This window comes from Cryocola sp. 340MFSha3.1, assembly GCF_000383315.1.
In the GTDB taxonomy this organism is placed as follows: domain Bacteria; phylum Actinomycetota; class Actinomycetes; order Actinomycetales; family Microbacteriaceae; genus Leifsonia.
Genome location: NZ_KB911088.1, coordinates 832,195 through 851,201 on the forward strand (window position 1 = coordinate 832,195; position 19,007 = coordinate 851,201).

The following is a 19,007-nucleotide window of genomic DNA, read 5'->3' on the forward strand; positions in this document are numbered from 1 at the left end:
GGACTGACGCGCGAAGCGGTTACGTCTGTCGCCATCGACCTCGTTGACGATGGTGGGACCGCCGGATTCGACCGCTTGACGCTGGCCGCCGTCGCCGGCCGGGCGGGCGTCGCCGTCCCGAGCCTGTACAAGCACGTGTCGTCGCTGGACGACCTCCGCCGCCTGGTCGCGACGGCCTCGGTGGCGGAGCTGACCCGGGTGCTCGCCGCCGCCACGATCGGCCGGGCCGGACCGGATGCGGTGCGTGCCGCAGCGGACGCCATCCGCGCATTCGCCCACCGCCACCCGGGACGGTATGCGGCGACGCAGGTCGCGCCGAGCTCCGACCCCGCCGACGCGCAGCTCGTCGCTCGTGCCGACGAGACGCTGACGGTCCTCGCCGGGGTGATGCGCGGTTTCGGGTTGCCCGACGACGAACTGGTGGACGCGATCCGGATGCTGCGCAGTGCGGTTCACGGGTTCATCACCCTGGAACTGGGCGGAGGTTTCGGCCTGCCTGACGACCTCGACCGCAGCTACGCCGTGCTGATCGACGGCGTGATCGCGGGAGTGGAGCGCCTGGCGGCCTAGCCGGCACCTGGGGAGGTGGAGACGACAAACGCGGGCGTTCCGTCGGAAACGCCCGCGTCTGAGCGAGTGTGGAGCGGGGCGTCAGCCCTGCGCGCGGCGGGAGCCGTTGCCGCGACGCACCGAGGTGTCGCCGTGGCCCGCGGTCGCCCGCGGTGCTCCGCCGGAGCGCGAGGTGCCGGCCGACTGAGCGCCCGCGGGACGCTGCGAGCCGCCGCGACGGCGCGAGCCGCCGGCGGTCCCGCCGCCCGCGGTGGCGCCGTGCGAGCCGGAGCCGTTGCCTGCGCCGCGACCCGAGCCGTTGCCGGCACCCTGGCCGCCACGGCCGGAGCCTGCGCTGCGACCCGAGCCGTTGCCTGCGCCCTGGCCGCCACGACCGGAGCCGTTGCCGGCAGCCTGCCCGCCACGACCGGAACCGGAGGCCGAGCCGCCGCCCTGGCCGCCGGCGCGCCGGGCGCGCTTGCGCTGGGCGTTGGCACCCTGAGAGACACCGCCGCCGGTGCGCTCCTCGCGGAGCGACGGGGCGACGCGGGGCGCGACATCGCCGACGAGCGTGATGACGGCCTGCGAGGTCGCGGTGACGCGCTGCGGGGTCGCAGCGATGGCCGCCTTGCGGAGCAGCGTCTTCACGTCAGCGGCCTGGTTCGAGAGCATGACGGTGACGACGTCACCGGCGCTGCCCGCGCGGGCCGTGCGGCCGGAGCGGTGGAGGTACGCCTTGTGCTCCGCCGGCGGGTCGACGTGGACGACCAGCTCGACGTTGTCGACGTGCACGCCGCGGGCGGCGACGTCGGTGGCGACGAGCACCTTCACGTCGCCCTCGCCGAAGGCGGCAAGGTTGCGGTCGCGGGCGCCCTGGGCGAGGTTGCCGTGCAGGTCGACGGCGGGGATTCCGGACGCGGTGAGCTGCTTGGCGAGCTTCTTCGCCTGGTGCTTGGTGCGGGTGAAGAGGATGCGGCGACCGGTGCCCGAGGCGAGCGCCTCCACCAGGTCCTTCTTCTCGTCGGGCGTCTCGACCTGGAGCACGTGGTGGGTCATCGCCTCGACGGGGCTGTTCGCGTCGTCGACGGAGTGCAGGACGGGGGAGTGCAGGAAGCGCTTGACGAGCTTGTCCACACCGTTGTCCAGCGTGGCCGAGAACAGCAGTCGCTGGCCGTCGGTGGGCGTGGCCGTGAGGATGCGCGTGACCACCGGCAGGAAGCCGAGGTCGGCCATGTGGTCGGCCTCGTCGAGCACGGTGATCTCGACGGCGTCGAGGTTCACGAATCCCTGCTTCATGAGGTCTTCGAGGCGTCCGGGGCAGGCGACGAGGATGTCGACGCCGGCCTTGAGTTCGGCGACCTGCTTGTTCTGCGAGACGCCGCCGAAGACGGTGGAGACGCGCAGCCCGTAGGCGTCGGCGAGCGGACGGAAGGTGGTCGCGATCTGGGTCGCCAGCTCGCGGGTCGGTGCGAGCACGAGGGCCAGCGGACGTCCGGGGCGACGGCGGCCGCCGGCGAGGACGGTGCCGAGGCGCGCGACGAGCGGCAGGGCGAACGCGATGGTCTTGCCCGAGCCGGTCTTGCCGCGGCCCAGCACGTCCTTGCCCGCGAGGGCGTCGGGCAGCGTGTCGGCCTGGATCGGGAACGGGGTGGTCTTGCCGTCGGCCGTCAGGACGGCGACGAGCGGAGCGGGTACGCCGAGTTCGGCGAAGGAGAGAGTCAAGGATGTGCCTTTCAGGCATCGACCCGGTCGGCAGTGGCGGACCGGGGTGAATGGCGAGCGCACCGAGCGGCGCGATCGTTCGCCGTATGAAGAGAAGCGTGGCGGGGACATGGCCCGGCGCGACGCGAAGCGTTCTACGACGCCGCGGGCAGAATCGTCGCCCGCTTGCTCCACCCTAGAGCATCCGGCCGTACGAGTGCTGAGAGCGCACTCGCATCCGGAGGTCGTAGACTGTCGGCCCGGAAACGAGAGGTGGCCATGGGCGTGCTGGAATCGGAGCTCGAACGCGAGCGCGCCGTGGTCGCTGGGCTGTATCAGCGGCTCGACGAGCTGCGTGCCGAGACGGAGGAACGGCTGGCACGCGTGCGCCGCGACAGCGTCGGGAGCAACCATCAGGCGCGCAGCGAGCGCGACGCCTTCGCGCGTCTCTACGAGGACCAACTGACCCAGCTGCGGGATGTGGATGCGCGTCTCGTGTTCGGCCGCCTGCTGCTGGAGGAGCCGGTCGACGGCTCCGACCACCGCTACATCGGGCGCGTCGGCCTGCGCGACGATGACCAGCGCTCCCTCCTCGTCGACTGGCGTGCCCAGCAGGCCGGCGCCTTCTACCAGGCGACGGCGAGCGAGCCGATGGGCGTCCGCGCCCGGCGTCACCTGAACATGTCTGGCCGCCAGGTCACCCGCATCGACGACGAAGTGTTCGACGAGGCGCTGCTCGACGGCGACCGCGCCGGGGAGCAGGTGCAGGGCGAGGGCGCCCTGCTCGCCGCGCTGACGGCGCAGCGCACCGGCCGGATGCACGACATCGTCGCGACCATCCAGGCCGAGCAGGACCGCATCATCCGCTCCGACCTCCGTGGCGCGCTGGTCGTGCAGGGCGGCCCGGGCACGGGCAAGACGGCGGTGGCCCTGCACCGCGCCGCCTATCTGCTGTACGCGAACCGGCAGCGGCTGAGCACGTCCGGCGTCCTGGTCGTCGGCCCGTCGACGGCGTTCCTGCGCTACATCGAGGCGGTGCTGCCGTCGCTCGGCGAGACGGGCGTGGTGATGTCGACGCTCGGCGAGCTGTTCCCGGGCGTCGAAGCGACCGCCGAGGATGTGCCGGAGGCCGCCATCCTGAAGGGCTCCGCCCAGATGGCCCGCCTGCTCTCACGGGCTGTCAAGTCGCGGCAGAAGGCGCCCGTCGAGGAGCAGACGATCGTCGTCGACAACGAGCGCCTGGTGGTCGCGCCGGACCTCATCCAGCGCGCCATCGCCAAGGCCCAGCGCACCGGCAAGCCGCACAACGTCGCGCGCGTGACGTTCGTCAAGAACGCCCTCTCGGAGCTCACCGATCAGTTGGCGACGCAACTGCGCGCTTCGGGGTCGACCATCGACGACGCCGACCTGAAGGTGCTCCGCGAAGACCTGCGCACCTCGTACGACGTGCGCGTCCTCCTCAACACAGCGTGGCTGCCGCTGACCCCGCAGAAGCTGCTGCAGGACCTCTACGCGCGCCCAGCGTGGCTGGCGGAGCTGACGCCGCGCTGGTCGCAGCAGCAACGGGATGCGCTGCGCCGGGACCGCACCGAGCCGTTCACCGTCTCGGACGTCCCCTTGCTGGACGAAGCGGCCGAGCTGCTCGGCGACTTCCCGGGCCGGCCGGACCCCGCCGACCGCGAGCGCGACCGTCAGCGCAAGCGCGACCTGGAGAACGCGCGCGCGGCCATCCGCAACATGGGCGTCCAGGGGCTGGTCAGCGCTGAGCAGCTTGCCGACGGCTTCGCCGAGCAGGCCGATCGCGGCACGACGGCGGAGCGCGCCGCCGCCGACCGCAGCTGGACCTACGGCCACGTCGTGGTGGACGAGGCGCAGGAGCTGTCGCCGATGCAGTGGCGGGTGCTCGTGCGCCGCTGCCCGATGAAGTCGTTCACCATCGTCGGCGACATCGCCCAGGTGGCGTCCGCCTCCGGCGCGACGAGCTGGCCGGATGCGCTGGACCCGATCTTCAAGGACGCGTGGCGGCTGGAGGAGCTGACGGTCAACTACCGGACGCCCGCGCAGATCACGCGGGAGGCCGAGCGCATCGCCTCCTCCGCAGGCCTGCCGATTACGCCGACCCGCGCCGTCCGCGAGGGCGACTGGCCCATCCGGCGGGTTCGGGCGGACGGCGGGGATGCGGCTGACCGGGATGCAGCGCTCGCCGCAGCCGTCGCCGACGCCGTAGCGCATGATCGTGGCATCGACGCGGGCGGCACGCTCGCGGTGATCACGACCGAGTCGGCCCTCCCGGCGGTCGCCGCCACGGTGGAGGAGCGCTTCGGCGACGCCGCGGGCCGGGGCGCGACCGGCCTCGGACGCCCGATCGCCGTGCTGACGGGCTACGAAGCGAAGGGCCTCGAGTTCGACGCCGTGGTGCTGGCCGACCCGGACGCGCTGGCCGCCGAATCGCCGCGCGGCGCCGCATCCCTCTACGTCGCGATGACCCGCCCGACCCAGCGCCTCACCCTCGTCTCCCGCTGACCCCCACCGTCGAGTCCGCAAAAACTGCACGCGCAGCCACGCGAAAACGTGCAAAATGTGCGGACTCGACGGCGGGCGGTGGGGAGCGGGTGCGGGTCAGGCGCCGGCGTAGCGCTCGCCGACGGGGATCTCGACGGGGAGGGTGTTGCCGGCCTGCGCGAGCGGGCACGCCCACGCGGGGTCGTACGCGCACGACGGGTTGTAGGCGAAGTTGAAGTCGAGCACGAGCGAGGCCTCTCCGTCGTCCGTGTCGAGCCCGAGGTCGGCGCCCTTGATAGTGTCGATCAGGTAGCGTCCACCGCCGTAGGTTCCGCCGGGCCGCCCGGCCAGCGCATCCTTCACCGGCACGAACAGCCCGCCGCCGTACGACGAGAGCCGCCAGACGTCGAGCGTTCCCGCCAGGGGGACCCGGACCGTTCCGAGCAGCTCGAAGGGCACGACGCCGTCGGTGCCGGTCTCCACATCCATCCGCACCGCCTCGGCGGCCGGGTGGATGGGCAGCTCGAACCGCCAGTCGGGGTCGTAGCGGGTCACGGGGAGTCCGGTGAAGCCCTCCAGGTCCTCCGGCAGCAGCGGCGACGCGGGATGCGAAGAGAACAGGTCGTTGCGGCACGACGTCCAGTGCGCGTGGGCTTCCGCGGGGTCGTGGGCGGCGAGCCGGCGGACGGAGGCGTACAACGCGAACACGCGCCGTCTCCAGTCCGCGGTCTGCACGGCGGTGACCGCACGGGCCGGCCGCTCTGCCGCGCTCCCGTCTTCCGTTCCGCCGGTGCCTGTCGCGGGTTCGGCGTTCGTCATCTGTCCTCCGGTGTCGTGGTGTCGCTTGCGGCCTCTCCGTCTGCCGGGGTCCGCACTTCGGGATCGTAGGCCCAGGTGGGCGCCAGCTGCCGGAGGCGCACGCCGCGCCACTGCCAGAACAGCCAGAGGGCGTACCAGGCGACCGGCGTGAGCGCCCCGGCGCGCACGATCAGCTGGTCGCGGTAGAGGGTCCGCAGCCGCCCGTTCTCGTCCGGACCGGCCGGGTCGGGGGCGATCGCCATCCGGTGGTCGAGCCGCGGGATCGCGGACAGCATCCCGCCGGTTCCCCCGCCGCTGTCGTGCAGGATGCGCGTCGCCCGTTCGCGCGGATCGGTCGACCGCAGGGTGTCGAGCCGGATCGCCTGCGTCCCGACGGTGAACGCTCCGAGCGCTTTCACGCGGACGCGGTGCTCCGAACCCCAGCGCGTCGGGAAGCCGCCGGGCTCCTCCGACCGGAAGTCGAGCCACGGCAGGGCGACCTCGCGGAACGCCGTCGGACTCTGGAGGGCACGCCAGGCGGCATCCGGATCGCAGTCGAGGGTCAGCTTGAGGAGCACGCGCATGAACTCAGTCTCACCCCGGGAAGCGGTGAGGAGGCCAGGGGATGGGCGGTTCCTCAGTGTTCTTCGGGCTCAGGCTTCCTCGGCGCGCGCCAGCAGCAGCTCCCGTTCGCGGGCGTTGCCGGTCATCGCGGCGGCGCGCTGGAACTCCTGCCTCGCCTCGTCGCGTCGCCCGAGGCGGAGCAGCAGGTCGGCGCGCACCGACGGGAGCAGATGGTACGACTCCAGGGCGCCTTCGATCGTCAGCCGGTCGACGACTTCGAGCCCGGCCTCCGGTCCGTACGCCATCGAGAGGGCGACCGCGCGGTTGAGCTCGACCACGGCGGACGGGTGCAGTTCACCGAGCGCGCCGTACAGCGCGACGATCTCCTCCCAGTCGGTCGCCTCCGGGGTCGGTGCGGTGGCGTGGCAGGCCGCGATGGCCGCCTGCAGCGCGTACGGCCCGCGGCTGGCGGGCGGCCGCCTGCTGAGGCGCAGGGCGTCGGAGCGCTCCAGGGCCGCGACGCCGCGGCCGATGAGGAGGCGGTCCCAGCGGGCGCGGTCCTGGTCCTGCAGCAGGATGGGGCTGCCGTCCTCGGCCGTGCGGGCTCCGAGCCGCGACGCCTGGAACTCCATCAGTGCGACCAGCCCGTGCACCTCGGGCTCGCGGGGTGTCAGTTCGGCGAGCACACGGCCGAGCCGCAGTGCCTCCCGGCACAGGTCCGGCCGCATCCAGTCGTCGCCGGCCGTGGCCGAGTAGCCCTCGTTGAAGATCAGATAGACGACCTCGAGAACGGAGGCCAGCCGCTCGGGGAACTCCGCCCGCTCGGGCACCTCGAACGGCACCCCCGCAGCGCTCAGGGTGCGCTTGGCGCGGACGATCCTCTGGGCCATGGTCGCCGGCGGGACGAGGAAGGCCCGGGCGATCTCCTCGGTCGAGAGGCCGCCGAGCAGCTTCAGGGTCAGCGCGACCCGCGACGCCTGGGGGAGGACCGGGTGGCAGGCGACGAAGACGAGCCGGAGCAGGTCGTCGCCGATCGGCTCCTGCGCGACGCGTGCCGGATCGTCCGAGCCGAGCTCCTGTTCGAGGTCGTGCGCGATGGCGGCGTACCGGTCGTCGAGGCGTTCGCGCCGCCGCCAGCCGTCGACCGCGCGGCGCTTCGCGACCGTCGTCAGCCACGCCCCGGGATTGCGCGGGATGCCCGTCTCCGGCCACTGCTCGAGGGCGGCGACGAGCGCATCCTGAGCAAGCTCCTCGGCCAGCCCGACATCGCCGGTGGTCCGCGCGAGCCCGGCGATCAGGCGTCCGGACTCGATGCGCCAGACCGATTCGACCGTGCGGCGGGTCTCGTCCAGTCGTTCGCCCTCGTCGGTCATCGGCCCACGTCGCCCGCCACCCGGCGCACCTCGACGCTCCCGTGCGTCAGCGGCAGCCGTCGGGCCCACTCGAGCGCCTCCTGCTCGCCGGCGGTCTGCAGCATCCACAGTCCGGTCACCCGGGCGGCCGACGGGCCCGGCGAGCGGTCGAGGGTGCGGTCCTCGCCGTCGAAGTGGATGCGCGCGCAGCCACCCGTCGGCTCGAGGGCCTCGGCCGCGAGCAGCACTCCGGCGCGCACCAGATCCTGCTCGTAGCGGTCGAGGGCGGCACGGTCCTGGGCGGCCGGCTCGACGCCGTCGCCCTCCTCGGCCTGTGCCATCAGCACGAAACGCATGGTCCCATCCTCTCGTCGAACACGTCTGGAGTCATCCGTGCGTCGAATGGGATGCGGCGCTTTCGACACGAGTGACGGTGGTGTGCGCTACAACGGGAGCATGGCGATCCGTTACTGGCTGGGCGTTGTGCAGCTCGATCACGTGCTGCGTGGCGTCGCCGGCGGCTTCGCCCAGGTCAACCACGGCGCCCGGGCTCCCCTGGAGCGGATGGGTCCGGCCGACGGTTTCGTGTATTACTCGCCGCGGGCGACGTATCCGGATGGCGAGCCGCTCAAGCAGTTCACGGCGGTGGGCCGTCTGGCCGACGACGAGGTGTTCCAGGTGACGCAGGGGCCGGCGATGCAGGGTCCGGCGTCGGACTTCAAGCCGTGGCGGCGACGGGTCGAGTGGGATCACGACGCCGTGGCGACGCCCATCCGCCCGCTGCTCGGCGCTCTCGACTTCACGCGCGACAAGCCGGACTGGGGCTACCAGCTGCGCCGCGGGCTCATCGAGCTGTCCCGGCACGACTTCGAGCTGATCCGCCGGCAGATGCGTCCGTCACCGGGCGAAACACGGCCGCGGCGCGGCGACCACCGCATTACGATGGCCCGGTGACTCAGCCGACCTCTCTCGACTCCGACACGATCTCCGCCGAGATCCCGGCCGCGCACCGCCAGGCCAAGTACCAGGTGCGGTTCGACTGGGCGGCCGACGGTGCCGCCGCCGTCGCGGCCGACGCCGACGTGGTGGTGTGGGTGGATGCGCTGGCCGACACTCCTGCGCCCGAACTTCCCGGCGACGGCGCGGTGCTGGCCGCCGGACTGACCGACGCCACCGCCGTCGCCCGCTGGATCCTCGCCGAGCAGGTCCGTCTCGGCCGGCGCGCGATGATCGCCCTCGTGGCCGCGGGAGGTGCGACCCCGTCCGGCTCGACCCGCTTCGCCGTGGAGGACCTGCTGGCCGCGGGTGCCCTGGTGGATGCGCTCGCCTCCGTCGGCATCGACTACTCCTCGCCGGAGGCTGCGGCGGCCTGCGCGGCGTTCACCGGCTTGCGGGGCGCGGTCGCGCACCTGCTGACGGCGTCCGTGTCAGGCCAGGAGCGGGTGGCCGCGGGCGCCGGCCCGGCCGACATCGCCCCCGCCGGACGGCTCGACTCGTCCGACGCTGTGACGGTGCTCCGAGCTCCCCGGCAGAACGGTGCGCTCCCGGCGGAATGATCGCCCGTCGGCGTACGTTGCCGTGCAAAGGAGGTTTTAATCGATGAAAGCCGTGCTGAACGACACCGTGATCGCCGAGGCCCCGCAGGAGGACCTCATCCGCATCGAGGGCAACTGGTACTTCCCTCCGGCGAGCGTCAATTCCGAGTACCTCGTAGAGAGCGCCACCCCTTACACGTGTCCGTGGAAGGGCGAGTGCCAGTACTTCTCCGTGAAGTCGGATGACGGTCTGCTGCAGGATCGCGCGTGGAGCTATCCCACTCCGTACCCGAGCTCCTTCGACCGGGTGGGCAAGGACTACAGCAATTACGTCGCGTTCTGGAAGGACGTCCGCGTCGTCGACTGACGACCGGGAGTCGCGATGTTCCGTCACGGCCGCCGCCTGAGCCTCCTGGCTCTGACGGCGGCCGTGCTCGTTCTGGCGGGATGCTCGACCCCGACTCCGACGCCGACGGTCACGCGCACGCCCACAGCGACGCCGCGGCCGACCGGCACCTCGGCTGCGGTCGCCGCGATCCCCTGGCGGCCGAGCGGGCAGACGACCGTGCTCGAGACAGGGCTGGAGTCGCCCTGGTCGGTCGTCCCGCTGCCGAGCGGGTCGGCGCTGATCAGCGAACGCGACTCGGGCACCATCCGGGAGCGGCTGCCGCAGGGCGGACTCCGCACGGTCGGCAGCGTCCCCGGCGTCGTCCACACCGGCGAGAGCGGCCTGCTCGGGCTCGCGGTGCAGGCCGAGTCCGCACCGAAGTACCTCTACGCGTACCTCACCACCGCCGACGACAACCGGGTCGTGCGGCTGTCCCTGTCCGGGGTGCCGGGCAGCTACGCGATCGGGGCGCCGGAGCCCGTGCTCACCGGCATCCCGAAGGCGTCGAACCACGACGGCGGTCGGCTCGCATTCGGCCCCGACGGGATGCTCTACGTGACCGCAGGGGACGCCTCGAACCCGGGCAACGCTCAGGACGTCGCGTCACTCGGCGGCAAGATCCTGCGGATCACGCCGGAGGGTCAGGTGCCGGGCGACAACCCGTTCCCCGGCTCGCCGGTCTGGTCGTACGGGCACCGCAACCCGCAGGGGATCGGCTGGGATTCGCGCGGCACGATGTGGGCGAGCGAGTTCGGCCAGAACACCTGGGACGAGCTCAACATCATCCGTCCGGGCTCGAACTACGGATGGCCCACCGTCGAGGGTGTCGGGGGCGACCCGAACTACACGGACCCGGTGTACCAGTGGCCGACGGACGCGGCGAGCCCCAGCGGCCTCGCGGTCGTCGGCGACACGATCTTCCTGGCCGCTCTGCGCGGCGAGCGGCTGTGGACCGCCTGGCCGACCGATGGCGCCGCCCCGGTGACAGCGGCACCGTTCTTCGAGGGCGAGCTCGGCCGGCTGCGCGACGTGGTCGCCGTCGGTGACCGCTTGTGGCTGCTCACGAACAACACCGACGGGCGCGGTTCGCCCCGTTCCGGCGACGACCGGCTCGTCGAGGCGCCGCTCGTTCCCGCGCAGGCGGTCAAACGCCCCGGCTGACCTTCACCCGGGTGCGGCCGCTCCTGCGGGTAGTCTTGGGGGGAACCACCGATCGGGAGCAGAACCCTGAGCATCATCCTCGGATACGATCCGACCACCCTGCGCGAACGCGTCGATCTGCGCGCTGCCGGCGAGCGTCTGGAGGAGCTGGGCAGCTTGCGCAGTCTCAGCGCGCTCAACGAGAAGACCGTTCTGCTGCGGCTGCTCGGCCGGCTCGACGAGGCGATCGAGATCGGCAACGAAGCGGTCCGTCAGGCGCGCTTCACCGGCGACCGCGAGCAGCTGCTCGGAGCGCGCATCCGCCGTGCCCAGGTGCTGCAGTACCAGGGCAAGTCCGATGAGGCCGTCGTGGAGCTGACCGGATGCGTCGACGAGGCGCGCGGTCGCGAGTGGACGGCGCTGGAGGCATTCGCCATCCAGAGCCGGGGCAAGGTGTACTTCGACACCGGCGACTACGAGAACGCGCTCGCCGACATGACCGCGGCCGTGTTCCTGCGCGAGAAGCTGGGCGCGTCGCCGGCCGAGATCCAGGCGGCGCTGACCGCGGTCGCCGTCGTGCAGTCGGCGCTCGACGCGCAGCGCGGAGCCGCACGTGGGGAGCGCGGCGAGGGCGACCCCGATCACGCGTAGGATGCACGTCATGGAGGTAGGGAGCGCTCCGGACGGGACCCGTCGCTGATGGCCGAACTCGACCGTGTGCGCCGGTGGGCGGAGGCGCTGATCGCCCTGCACCTCGACCCGGCCGTGTGGAGCTTCGGTTTCGACAACGCCAAGACGCGCGCCGGCCTCTGCAACTACACGTCGAAGCGGATCACGGTCTCGCGGTACCTGGCGGCGCGGTACGAGGACGACGAGATCCACCAGATCCTCCTCCACGAGGTGGCCCACGCGCTCGCCGGTTCCCGCGCCGGGCACGGGCCGCGCTGGCGCGCCATCGCGCTCGACCTCGGATACGAGGGCAAGCGCCTGCACGGCGGGGCGATCGCCGACGACCTGGCGCCTTGGGTGGGCACCTGCCCGAACGGGCACACGCACTATCGCTACCGGAAGCCGGCGCGCGCGCTCGCCTGCGGTGCGTGCAGCCGCCGTTTCGATGCCGCGAACCTCATCTCGTGGCAGCACCGCGAGGTGTCGCCGGCACAGCGGCGTACGGCCGCGGCGGCAGCGACCGAGTAACGGCCCTGTCGGCCGTACGCGGCGATGCCGTCAGGCGTGCGCGACGCCGAGGCGAGCGTCCAGGCCGTCCCGCACGCTCGGCCATTCCTCGCTGAGGATGGAGTACACGGCCGTGTCGCGCCAGGTCCCGTCCGCGCGCAGCTGGGTGTGCCGCAGGACGCCCTCGAACTGCGCGCCGAGGCGGAGGATGGCGGCGCGCGACCGCGCGTTGAGCACATCCGCCTGCAGCTTGACGCGCTCGAAGCCGTGATGGAACGCCGTCCCGAGCAGCAGTCGCTTGGTCTCGGCGTTCACCAGCGTGCCCCAGGTCTCGGGCGCGTACGCCGTCCAGCCGATGTGGGCGGAGCGGTTGGCCAGGTCGAAGTCGCCCAGCGTGGTCGTGCCGACCAACCGGTCGCCGTCGCGGAGCACGACGGCGGTCACGTTCGCGGTGTCCCAGGCGAGGTAGCGGAGGATGAATTCCCGCCACTCCTCGTAGGTGTCGCGATAGGCCGCTGGACCGCCTCCCCAGCCTCCGGCGAACACCTCGGGATGCCCGATCGCGTCGAACAGGTCCGGCAGGTCGTCGAGGGTGAGGGCGCGCAGGCGGACGGTCACGCCCTCGAGCGGAGCGGTCGGGTCCGGGCGGGTGGCGGTCATCCGCCCAGTATGCCAGGGCGCCGCTGGCCGCTTCCGGTCCGTTGCCCAGCCATCCGTGGGTCGCAACACGGCGTTATGGCGCGCGCATAACGGCGTGTTGCGACCCACGGACGGTGGCCTGCCGGCGGCTAGGCTGGTGGAGGTAACGCCCGCGCCGGGAGGCCCGCGGTAACCGACTATGTTGGTTACATGGCGACGGAAGCGATTCTCACCCGAGGCACCGGTCAGTGGATGGAACCGAGCGACGGTCAGCGCTGGTGGTTCGACTCCGGGTCGCTCGCGCTCGACTTCGCCTACACCGGCGAGTTCGCGCACGCGGCCGACACCGACGGCGATGCCGACGCCGACCGGCACGCCGTCCGCGACGCCCACGGCCTCAACGCGTGGCTGGTCGAGCGGTTCCCCGAGGTCGCGCCGACGGCAGGGGAGCGCGAGTTCCGCGACGCCCGCACCCTCCGGACCGCGATCGGTCGCCTCGCCCGGCAGGCCAGCCGCGGCGACGAGTTGTCGCCCGACGACATCGACGTCGTCAACCTCTTCGCGGCGACTCCCGACATCCCGCCGGTCCTCGCCGGTGGCGGCCGCCAGGCGGGGCGCACGAACGCGCGTCCGCACCAGGCTCTCGGCACCATCGCACGGGATGCGGTGCGCCTCTTCGGCCCGGACGTCGACGGACGCATCCGCGAATGCTCGGCCGACGACTGCGAGCTCGTCTACCTCGACACCTCGCGCAGCGGCACCCGGCGCTGGTGTTCGATGCAGCGCTGCGGCAACCGCGCGAAGGTACGTGCGCACCGTGCTCGTGCGGCCCGCGGGCCCGGGGTGCACGCCACAATAGGGGCATGAGCCGTTCCGTCGACCTCAACAGCGACCTCGGGGAGTCGTTCGGCGCCTGGTCGATGGGCGACGACGCCGCACTGCTGCGGGTGGTCTCCAGTGCCAACGTGGCCTGCGGGTTCCACGCCGGCGACCCGTCGACGATGCTCGCGACCTGCCGCGAGGCCGCCGCGAACGGCGTGACCGTCGGCGCCCATGTCTCCTATCGTGACCTCGCGGGATTCGGGCGGCGCGCGATGGACGTGCCCGCCGGCGAGCTCCGCGACGAGGTGCTGTACCAGCTCGCCGCGCTCGCGGGCCTCGCCCGGGTCGCGGGAACAGCCATTCGCTACGTCAAGCCCCACGGCGCCCTCTACAACCGCATCGTGCACGACGCGGGTCAGGCGCGGGCCGTGGTGGATGCGGTGGTCGCCTTCGACCCGCCACTCGCCCTGCTCGGACTGGCCGGCTCCGCCGTCGAGCAGGCGGCCGGGGAGGCGGGGGTCCGGTTCGTCCGCGAAGCGTTCGTCGACCGGGGCTACCGACCCGACGGCACGCTGGTGCCGCGCACCGAACCGGGCGCGCTGCTCTCCGACGACGAGGAGATCGCCGCGCGGGCCGTGCGCATGGTCACCGAGGGCCGCGTCGTCGCCGCCGATGGCACCGACATCCCCGTCCGAGTCGACTCGCTGTGCGTCCACGGCGACACCCCGGGCGCGGTCGCGATGGCGCTGGCCGTGCGCGACGCGCTCGCCGAAGCGGGCGTGAGTGTGGAGCCGTTCGCGTGACCGCGCGCATCCTGCCCTACGGCGACCACGCCCTGCTCGTGGAGCTGGACGGGCTGGATGCCGTGCTCGCGCTGTTCCGCGGGCTCGAGGCATCCCGGCCGGACGGCGTCGTGGAGTTGGTGCCCGCCGCCCGCACGATCGCGGTCGTGGTCGAGCCGCGCATCCTCTCGCTCAGCGCCGCCCGCGGCTGGGTCGAGCGCACCGCGCCGCTTCCCGCCGGGGCGGTCGAGGAGCGGGTCGTCGAGCTCGACGTCCGCTACGACGGCGACGACCTCGCGGAGGTCGCCCGGCTCACCGGGCGGACCGAGGCGGAGGTCGTCGCGTTCCACACCGGCACCCCGTGGCGCGTCGCATTCGGCGGCTTCGCGCCCGGCTTCGCCTACCTCGTGAGCGACGGCTCGGCGGCCGCGGACGCGCTGGAGGTCCCGCGCCGGGCGACGCCGCGCACGGCGGTGCCGCCGGGGTCGGTCGGCCTCGCAGGGACGTTCAGCGGTGTCTATCCACGGTCGAGCCCGGGCGGCTGGCAACTCATCGGCCGCACCGACGCGACGCTCTGGGATGAGACGGCCGATCCTCCCGCGCTGCTCCGGCCGGGGACGGTCGTGCGCTTCCGGGAGGTGCGATGAGCGACCTGCGCATCCTGAGCCCTGGTGCCCTCACGCTCGTCCAGGATCTCGGGCGCCCCGGCTTCGCCGCCCTCGGCGTCGGCCGGTCGGGTGCCCTCGACCGCGCCGCGCTGCGGCTGGGCAACCGGCTGCTGGGTAACGACGAGGGCGACGCCGGGCTCGAGGTGCTCCTCGGCGGGTTCGAGGCGCGCTTCGAGCGCGACACCTGGTTCGCCGTGACCGGAGCGACCGGCCCGCTGCTCCTCGACGATCGCCCGGTGGATGCGCACCAGGCTGTGCGGGCGCGGCCTGGACAGCTCCTGCGGATCGGACCCGCGACGGCGGGACTGCGCTGGTACCTGGCCGTGCGCGGCGGGGTGGCTGTGATGCCGGTGCTCGGGTCACGCTCCCGCGACACGCTCGCCGGTCTCGGGCCCGCACCCCTGCAGACGGGCGAGCTGGTGCCGATCGGTGAGCATCCCGGCTCCGATCTTCCGCTGCTTGACTTCGTCCCGGTCGCCGACCCGACGCCCGAGGCCGTCGAGGTGCGCGCTCACCCGGGCCCGCGGGCCGACTGGTTCACCCGCCGGGCACTGGAGTCCTTCTTCTCCGTCGAGTGGCGCGTCGCGGCGGAGAGCGACCGCATCGGCGCGCGGCTCGACCCCGTGCGGGCGCCCGCGCACGCGGCGGGCGTCACGCCGCATCCCGATCCGCTGCTGGAGCGGGCGATCCGTCGCGAGCTCCCGAGCGAGCCGATGGTCGCCGGCGCCGTGCAGGTCTCGCCCGATGGCCGCCCGACCGTGCTGCTCGCCGACCATCCGGTCACCGGCGGCTACCCGGTGATCGCCGTGGTGGCCGACGGCTCGCTCGATGCGTTCGCACAGCTGCGTCCCGGTCAGCCGGTGTCCTTCCGGCACGCCTGACCACGGCGCTCGTCGCGGCGTTAGTCCCGGCGCGTGCCCGTCTGGAAGATGCTGCGCGCGGGAGGCGGCGACGGCACGCTGGTCGCGTCGGTCACGATCGGCGCGCCCGCGGCGAACGTCCGCAGCTCCTCGCCCGCCACGGCCTTTGCGGGATGGGGCCCGCTCGCCAGCAGGCGCGGCAGCCACTCCAGGGGGAGCGGCGAGTTCGATCCGACGAGCACGACGTTCCCGAAGCGACGGCCCTTCAGCACCTGCGTCTCGGCGAGCGCCGCGACGTTCTCGACGACGGAGCCGAGCGTCGACACCTGGCTGCGGGCGAAGCTGAGCGGCGGACCGTCCGCCACGTTCACGAGCACGATGCCGTCCGGCTTGAGCAGCGAGACCGCCGAGCGGTAGAACTCGGCGCTCGTGACGTGGGCGGGCGTGCGCGACCCGCTGAAGATGTCCACCACCAGCAGATCGACCTCGCCGCGCAAGCCGTTCGGCAGCTTGCCGACGACCTCGCGCGCGTCGCCGTGGCGGATGCGGATCTGCGCGTAGCGGGGGAGCGGGAGCTGCTCGCGCACCAGGTCCACCAGGCGGCTCTCCAGCTCCACGACCTGCTGCCGTGAACCGGGGCGCGTGTAGGCGATGTACCGGGGGAGTGTCAGCGCACCCGCCCCGAGGTGCACGGCCGTGATGGGTTGGCCGGGCTCGCCGATCAGGTCGATGACGTTGCCCATCCGCTGGATGTACTCGAAGAAGAGCTGGGACGGGTCGTCGAGGTTGACGTGCGACTGCGGGGTGCCGTCGACGACGAGCTGGTAGGCGCCGGGCACGAACCGGTCGGGCTCAACGGTCGCCAGGTAGCCGCTCTCCGAGAGGACGACCGAGGGGTTCTGGGGGGTCGGGTTCGGAGACACACCGGCAGCCTAGTCGCGGTGGATGCGCGCGGAAGCGCCGCGATCTCCACGCGTGACCTCCACCCGCGATCTCCACCCGGCCTCCACCCGCAGGCGGTGCCGCCCGGAACGGCGGGACGCGACGCTGAAGTGGTGCCGGAGATTCCGGCGGGCTCCGCCCAGCATCCGCTCTTCCGAAAGGCGATCATGACCGTCCAGACCCTCGGCAACGCTCTCCTCATCCTGCTGCTCATCGGATGGGTCGGCTATCGGCAGCTGACCTGGCGGCCCGTGGTGGTCGCGAAGATGTGGCGGATGCCCGTCATCCTCGCCGTCGTCGGCGCGGTGCAGCTCGTGCAGCAGGTGAAGCCGACGACCATCACCCCGCTCGACATCGCGGTGGTCGCCGGTGAGGTCGTGCTCTCCCTCGCCATCGGTGCGTGGATCGGCGGGATCGCCCACTTCCGCCGCCTGCCCGAGCCGGTCGTCGGCAAGAACCCGTCCGAGGTGGCCGTCTACGAGTCGCGCACCGGCGTGTTCGGTCTGGTGCTGTGGGTGGCCGTCATCGCGGTCCGCGTCGGGGTGGACGTGCTCGCAGCCCAGGCCGGGTCGCACCTGGTGGCCGCGACCGGCATCATCCTGCTGGTCTTCGCGGCGAACCGGCTCGCCCGCACCGCGGTGTTCGCCGCGCGCCTCGACCGTCACGCCGCCCTCGCCGCGTGAACCGGCGGCGCACGGAGGCCTCGGGCAGCATGATGGTCGAGTGAACGTCTCCGTCCGCCCCAGCTGGCTCGCCCTGGCCCTGACCGCCGTGGGCGCCGGGGCCATCGGCTACGCGCTGATCCGCACCCACACCGAGCATCGCCCGGTGTGGGTGCTCGTCCTCGGGCTGATCTCCGTCGTGCTGTGGGTGGTGCGCAGCGCGCTGGCGAAGGCCGGACTCCGCCGCACCGCTTTCGCCTGCGCGGTGGTCGTCGTTGTCGTCGGCGCGCTGGTCGCGGCGCCCACGGACGGTCTCACGGTCGTCCCCGCCGCGATCGGCGTGCTCGTCGTACTGGGCGACCCACGGGATCCGCTGTGGCTCGGACTGCTCGTCGGCGGCGTCGGCATCGCCCTGGTCGCGGTCGGCGCCGTCCCCAGCGGGACCGACATCCCGAACCTCCTCGGCATGATGGGCGGGATGCTGCTCGGCGTCTTCGCCGGTCTCAGCCGGCGGCAGTTCCGGGTGGCGGAGGAGCAGGCGGTTCTCCTCCGCGAGCGCGCGGTCGCGATGAAGGAGGAGGCATCGCGCATCGCCATCGCACGCGACCTCCACGACGTCCTGGCGCACAGCCTCGGCGGGCTCGTCATCCAGCTGGATGCGGTGGATGCGCTCCTCGAGTCCGGCGACGCCGACGGCGCCCGCTCGCGGGTGGTCGCCGCCCGCGGCCTGGCCGCCGACGGGCTCGGTGAGGCCCGTCGCGCCGTCGCCGCCCTGCGCGACCCGGAGCCCGCCGGCGCGGAACCGGTGCCGGCCGCCGCGCTCCGGGCGGCCCTGGACGACCTGATCGCGGCGCACCGCTCGCTCGGCGGGCGGGCGGAGCTCCGGGTGACGGGCGACGGCACGGACCTCACCGCGCAGCAGGCCGAGGCGTTGCAGCGCGCCCTTCAGGAGGCCTTGAGCAACGCCCGAAAGCATGCGCCCGGCCAACCCGTCGCGGCCGAGCTGGTCTGGCAGGATGACCGCGTGCGCGTCATCGTCTCCAATCCGCTCCCGGCGACCCCCGCCGGCGCGGTCGGATCCCCGGTGTCGGCGCTCGCCGCATCCGGCGGCCACTACGGGCTCGAGGGGATGGGCGAGCGCTTCGCTGCGCTGCCGTCCGGTGGCTCGGTTCAGGCCGCAGCGGTCGGCGGCCGGTTCGTCCTGACGGCGGAGGCGATGCTGCGGTGACTGGCGAGGCGCGCATCCGGGTCGCGGTCGCCGACGACCAGGCGATCATCCGCGACGGCCTGGTCACCGTGCTCGGCCTGCTGCCCGACATCGAGGTGGTCGGCGAAGCCGCCGACGGCGAGGAGGCGGTCGCGCTCGCCGTGGCCGCGCATCCCGATGTCCTGCTCATGGACCTCCGGATGCCGGTGCTCGACGGCGCGGGGGCGACCGCCCGCGTGCGCGAGGTCGCACCGGAGACCGCGGTGCTCATCCTCACCACGTACGCCGACGACGAGTCGATCGTCGGTGCGCTGCGGGCGGGGGCGCGCGGCTATCTGACGAAGGACGCCGGCCGAGCCGAGCTTGCCGCGGCCGTGCGTGCCGTCGCCAGCGGGCAGACGACGCTTGCTCCGGAGGTCGGCGCCCGCGTCATCGGCGCGCTCACCGGCGCTGCGCCCGCTCCCGTCGCCGAGGTGGATGCGGCGGGCGCCCTGCTCGCCCGCTTCCCCTCCCTGACGCGGCGCGAGGCCGAGGTGCTCGCCTTGATCGGCGACGGACTGAGCAACGCCGAGATCGCGCGCTCCCTCTTCGTCAGCGTCGCGACGGTCAAGACGCACATCAACGCGATCTTCGCCAAGCTCGCCGTGCGCGACCGCGCGCAGGCGATCGCGCTCGTCCGCTCCTGACGGGTCGTCCGCGCTGCTTCCCAAGGGCACGCCC

General features: G+C 73.0%; 22 protein-coding genes. 15 read left to right on the forward strand and 7 right to left on the reverse strand.

Annotated elements, in window-relative coordinates; genetic code table 11:
• Positions 1 to 75: 75 nt before the first annotated feature.
• Positions 76 to 570: a TetR-like C-terminal domain-containing protein gene (locus H284_RS0115015; protein WP_018192019.1), complete on the forward strand. Its 495-nt coding sequence runs from the start codon at positions 76 to 78 to the stop codon at positions 568 to 570.
• Between the two features lie 81 nt (positions 571 to 651).
• On the opposite strand, the gene H284_RS0115020 is transcribed toward H284_RS0115015, so the two are convergent.
• The gene (locus H284_RS0115020; protein ID WP_020076905.1) at positions 652 to 2,271 is read right to left on the reverse strand and encodes a DEAD/DEAH box helicase; all 1,620 of its coding nucleotides are present in this window, start codon (positions 2,269 to 2,271) and stop codon (positions 652 to 654) included.
• A 258-nt stretch (positions 2,272 to 2,529) separates the two neighbouring features.
• On the opposite strand from H284_RS0115020, the gene H284_RS0115025 reads away from it, so the two are divergent.
• The gene (locus tag H284_RS0115025; protein WP_020076906.1) at positions 2,530 to 4,773 is read left to right on the forward strand and encodes a HelD family protein; all 2,244 of its coding nucleotides are present in this window, start codon (positions 2,530 to 2,532) and stop codon (positions 4,771 to 4,773) included.
• Between the two features lie 96 nt (positions 4,774 to 4,869).
• Here the strand turns inward: H284_RS0115025 and H284_RS0115030 are convergent, their stop codons facing one another.
• The 4 genes from H284_RS0115030 to H284_RS0115045 all read right to left on the reverse strand — a co-directional run bounded on the left by H284_RS0115030 (position 4,870) and on the right by H284_RS0115045 (position 7,822).
• Positions 4,870 to 5,571: a DUF1684 domain-containing protein gene (locus H284_RS0115030; protein ID WP_020076907.1), complete on the reverse strand. Its 702-nt coding sequence runs from the start codon at positions 5,569 to 5,571 to the stop codon at positions 4,870 to 4,872.
• Positions 5,568 to 6,134, reverse strand: a complete 567-nt coding sequence (locus H284_RS0115035; RefSeq protein WP_020076908.1) for a hypothetical protein — start codon at positions 6,132 to 6,134, stop codon at positions 5,568 to 5,570. The genes H284_RS0115030 and H284_RS0115035 overlap by 4 nt, the downstream gene beginning before the upstream one ends.
• A 69-nt stretch (positions 6,135 to 6,203) precedes the next feature.
• Complete coding sequence (locus tag H284_RS0115040; protein ID WP_020076909.1) at positions 6,204 to 7,487, reverse strand: RNA polymerase sigma factor; 1,284 nt, start codon at positions 7,485 to 7,487, stop codon at positions 6,204 to 6,206.
• Positions 7,484 to 7,822, reverse strand: coding sequence for a YciI family protein (locus H284_RS0115045; protein WP_020076910.1), 339 nt, complete (start codon positions 7,820 to 7,822; stop codon positions 7,484 to 7,486). Before H284_RS0115045 ends, H284_RS0115040 begins: the two co-directional genes overlap by 4 nt.
• Positions 7,823 to 7,922: 100 nt before the next feature.
• Here H284_RS0115045 and H284_RS0115050 point away from each other — a divergent pair, with 100 nt between their 5' ends.
• The 6 genes from H284_RS0115050 to H284_RS0115075 all read left to right on the forward strand — a co-directional run bounded on the left by H284_RS0115050 (position 7,923) and on the right by H284_RS0115075 (position 11,726).
• Positions 7,923 to 8,420 carry an EVE domain-containing protein gene (locus H284_RS0115050; protein ID WP_231371255.1) on the forward strand — a complete coding sequence of 166 codons (498 nt, stop codon included), beginning with the start codon at positions 7,923 to 7,925 and terminating at the stop codon, positions 8,418 to 8,420.
• Entirely contained in the window at positions 8,417 to 9,022 is a 606-nt protein-coding gene (locus H284_RS0115055; RefSeq protein ID WP_020076912.1) for a 2-phosphosulfolactate phosphatase, read from the forward strand. Before H284_RS0115050 ends, H284_RS0115055 begins: the two co-directional genes overlap by 4 nt.
• Positions 9,023 to 9,065: 43 nt before the next feature.
• The gene (locus tag H284_RS0115060; RefSeq protein WP_018192010.1) at positions 9,066 to 9,368 is read left to right on the forward strand and encodes a DUF427 domain-containing protein; all 303 of its coding nucleotides are present in this window, start codon (positions 9,066 to 9,068) and stop codon (positions 9,366 to 9,368) included.
• Between the two features lie 15 nt (positions 9,369 to 9,383).
• Positions 9,384 to 10,550: a PQQ-dependent sugar dehydrogenase gene (locus H284_RS0115065; protein ID WP_020076913.1), complete on the forward strand. Its 1,167-nt coding sequence runs from the start codon at positions 9,384 to 9,386 to the stop codon at positions 10,548 to 10,550.
• Positions 10,551 to 10,706: 156 nt separating this feature from the next.
• Entirely contained in the window at positions 10,707 to 11,180 is a 474-nt protein-coding gene (locus H284_RS0115070; RefSeq protein WP_018192008.1) for a hypothetical protein, read from the forward strand.
• A 48-nt stretch (positions 11,181 to 11,228) separates the two neighbouring features.
• Positions 11,229 to 11,726 carry a SprT-like domain-containing protein gene (locus tag H284_RS0115075; protein WP_018192007.1) on the forward strand — a complete coding sequence of 166 codons (498 nt, stop codon included), beginning with the start codon at positions 11,229 to 11,231 and terminating at the stop codon, positions 11,724 to 11,726.
• A 30-nt stretch (positions 11,727 to 11,756) separates the two neighbouring features.
• On the opposite strand, the gene H284_RS0115080 is transcribed toward H284_RS0115075, so the two are convergent.
• Positions 11,757 to 12,365, reverse strand: coding sequence for a GNAT family N-acetyltransferase (locus tag H284_RS0115080; protein ID WP_018192006.1), 609 nt, complete (start codon positions 12,363 to 12,365; stop codon positions 11,757 to 11,759).
• Positions 12,366 to 12,554: 189 nt separating this feature from the next.
• On the opposite strand from H284_RS0115080, the gene H284_RS0115085 reads away from it, so the two are divergent.
• From H284_RS0115085 to H284_RS0115100, 4 genes are read left to right on the forward strand one after another with little or no spacing between them, the layout of a single operon-like run.
• Positions 12,555 to 13,211 carry a CGNR zinc finger domain-containing protein gene (locus H284_RS0115085; RefSeq protein WP_029042968.1) on the forward strand — a complete coding sequence of 219 codons (657 nt, stop codon included), beginning with the start codon at positions 12,555 to 12,557 and terminating at the stop codon, positions 13,209 to 13,211.
• On the forward strand, positions 13,208 to 13,969 hold the full coding sequence (locus tag H284_RS0115090; protein ID WP_020076915.1) for a LamB/YcsF family protein: 762 nt from the start codon (positions 13,208 to 13,210) through the stop codon (positions 13,967 to 13,969). Before H284_RS0115085 ends, H284_RS0115090 begins: the two co-directional genes overlap by 4 nt.
• Entirely contained in the window at positions 13,966 to 14,595 is a 630-nt protein-coding gene (locus H284_RS0115095) for a 5-oxoprolinase subunit B family protein (RefSeq protein ID WP_020076916.1), read from the forward strand. Before H284_RS0115090 ends, H284_RS0115095 begins: the two co-directional genes overlap by 4 nt.
• Complete coding sequence (locus H284_RS0115100; RefSeq protein WP_020076917.1) at positions 14,592 to 15,497, forward strand: 5-oxoprolinase subunit C family protein; 906 nt, start codon at positions 14,592 to 14,594, stop codon at positions 15,495 to 15,497. The genes H284_RS0115095 and H284_RS0115100 overlap by 4 nt, the downstream gene beginning before the upstream one ends.
• A gap of 20 nt (positions 15,498 to 15,517) precedes the next feature.
• On the opposite strand, the gene H284_RS0115105 is transcribed toward H284_RS0115100, so the two are convergent.
• Positions 15,518 to 16,399, reverse strand: a complete 882-nt coding sequence (locus tag H284_RS0115105; protein ID WP_020076918.1) for a spermidine synthase — start codon at positions 16,397 to 16,399, stop codon at positions 15,518 to 15,520.
• A 186-nt stretch (positions 16,400 to 16,585) separates the two neighbouring features.
• On the opposite strand from H284_RS0115105, the gene H284_RS0115110 reads away from it, so the two are divergent.
• From H284_RS0115110 to H284_RS0115120, 3 genes are read left to right on the forward strand one after another with little or no spacing between them, the layout of a single operon-like run.
• Positions 16,586 to 17,101, forward strand: a complete 516-nt coding sequence (locus H284_RS0115110; protein ID WP_018192000.1) for a hypothetical protein — start codon at positions 16,586 to 16,588, stop codon at positions 17,099 to 17,101.
• 40 nt (positions 17,102 to 17,141) lie between these two features.
• Positions 17,142 to 18,308, forward strand: coding sequence for a sensor histidine kinase (locus H284_RS0115115; protein ID WP_020076920.1), 1,167 nt, complete (start codon positions 17,142 to 17,144; stop codon positions 18,306 to 18,308).
• Positions 18,305 to 18,973: a response regulator gene (locus H284_RS0115120; protein ID WP_020076921.1), complete on the forward strand. Its 669-nt coding sequence runs from the start codon at positions 18,305 to 18,307 to the stop codon at positions 18,971 to 18,973. The genes H284_RS0115115 and H284_RS0115120 overlap by 4 nt, the downstream gene beginning before the upstream one ends.
• Positions 18,974 to 19,007: the final 34 nt, after the last annotated feature.

Coding starts and splice junctions, on each gene's coding strand:
- H284_RS0115025 (WP_020076906.1), top strand. CDS start 2,530: ATGGGCGTGCTGGAATCGGAGCTCGAACGCGAGCGCGCCGTGGTCGCT.
- H284_RS0115030 (WP_020076907.1), bottom strand. CDS start 5,571: ATGACGAACGCCGAACCCGCGACAGGCACCGGCGGAACGGAAGACGGG.
- H284_RS0115035 (WP_020076908.1), bottom strand. CDS start 6,134: ATGCGCGTGCTCCTCAAGCTGACCCTCGACTGCGATCCGGATGCCGCC.
- H284_RS0115040 (WP_020076909.1), bottom strand. CDS start 7,487: ATGACCGACGAGGGCGAACGACTGGACGAGACCCGCCGCACGGTCGAA.
- H284_RS0115045 (WP_020076910.1), bottom strand. CDS start 7,822: ATGCGTTTCGTGCTGATGGCACAGGCCGAGGAGGGCGACGGCGTCGAG.
- H284_RS0115050 (WP_231371255.1), top strand. CDS start 7,923: ATGGCGATCCGTTACTGGCTGGGCGTTGTGCAGCTCGATCACGTGCTG.
- H284_RS0115060 (WP_018192010.1), top strand. CDS start 9,066: ATGAAAGCCGTGCTGAACGACACCGTGATCGCCGAGGCCCCGCAGGAG.
- H284_RS0115065 (WP_020076913.1), top strand. CDS start 9,384: ATGTTCCGTCACGGCCGCCGCCTGAGCCTCCTGGCTCTGACGGCGGCC.
- H284_RS0115075 (WP_018192007.1), top strand. CDS start 11,229: ATGGCCGAACTCGACCGTGTGCGCCGGTGGGCGGAGGCGCTGATCGCC.
- H284_RS0115080 (WP_018192006.1), bottom strand. CDS start 12,365: ATGACCGCCACCCGCCCGGACCCGACCGCTCCGCTCGAGGGCGTGACC.
- H284_RS0115085 (WP_029042968.1), top strand. CDS start 12,555: ATGGCGACGGAAGCGATTCTCACCCGAGGCACCGGTCAGTGGATGGAA.
- H284_RS0115090 (WP_020076915.1), top strand. CDS start 13,208: ATGAGCCGTTCCGTCGACCTCAACAGCGACCTCGGGGAGTCGTTCGGC.
- H284_RS0115100 (WP_020076917.1), top strand. CDS start 14,592: ATGAGCGACCTGCGCATCCTGAGCCCTGGTGCCCTCACGCTCGTCCAG.
- H284_RS0115110 (WP_018192000.1), top strand. CDS start 16,586: ATGACCGTCCAGACCCTCGGCAACGCTCTCCTCATCCTGCTGCTCATC.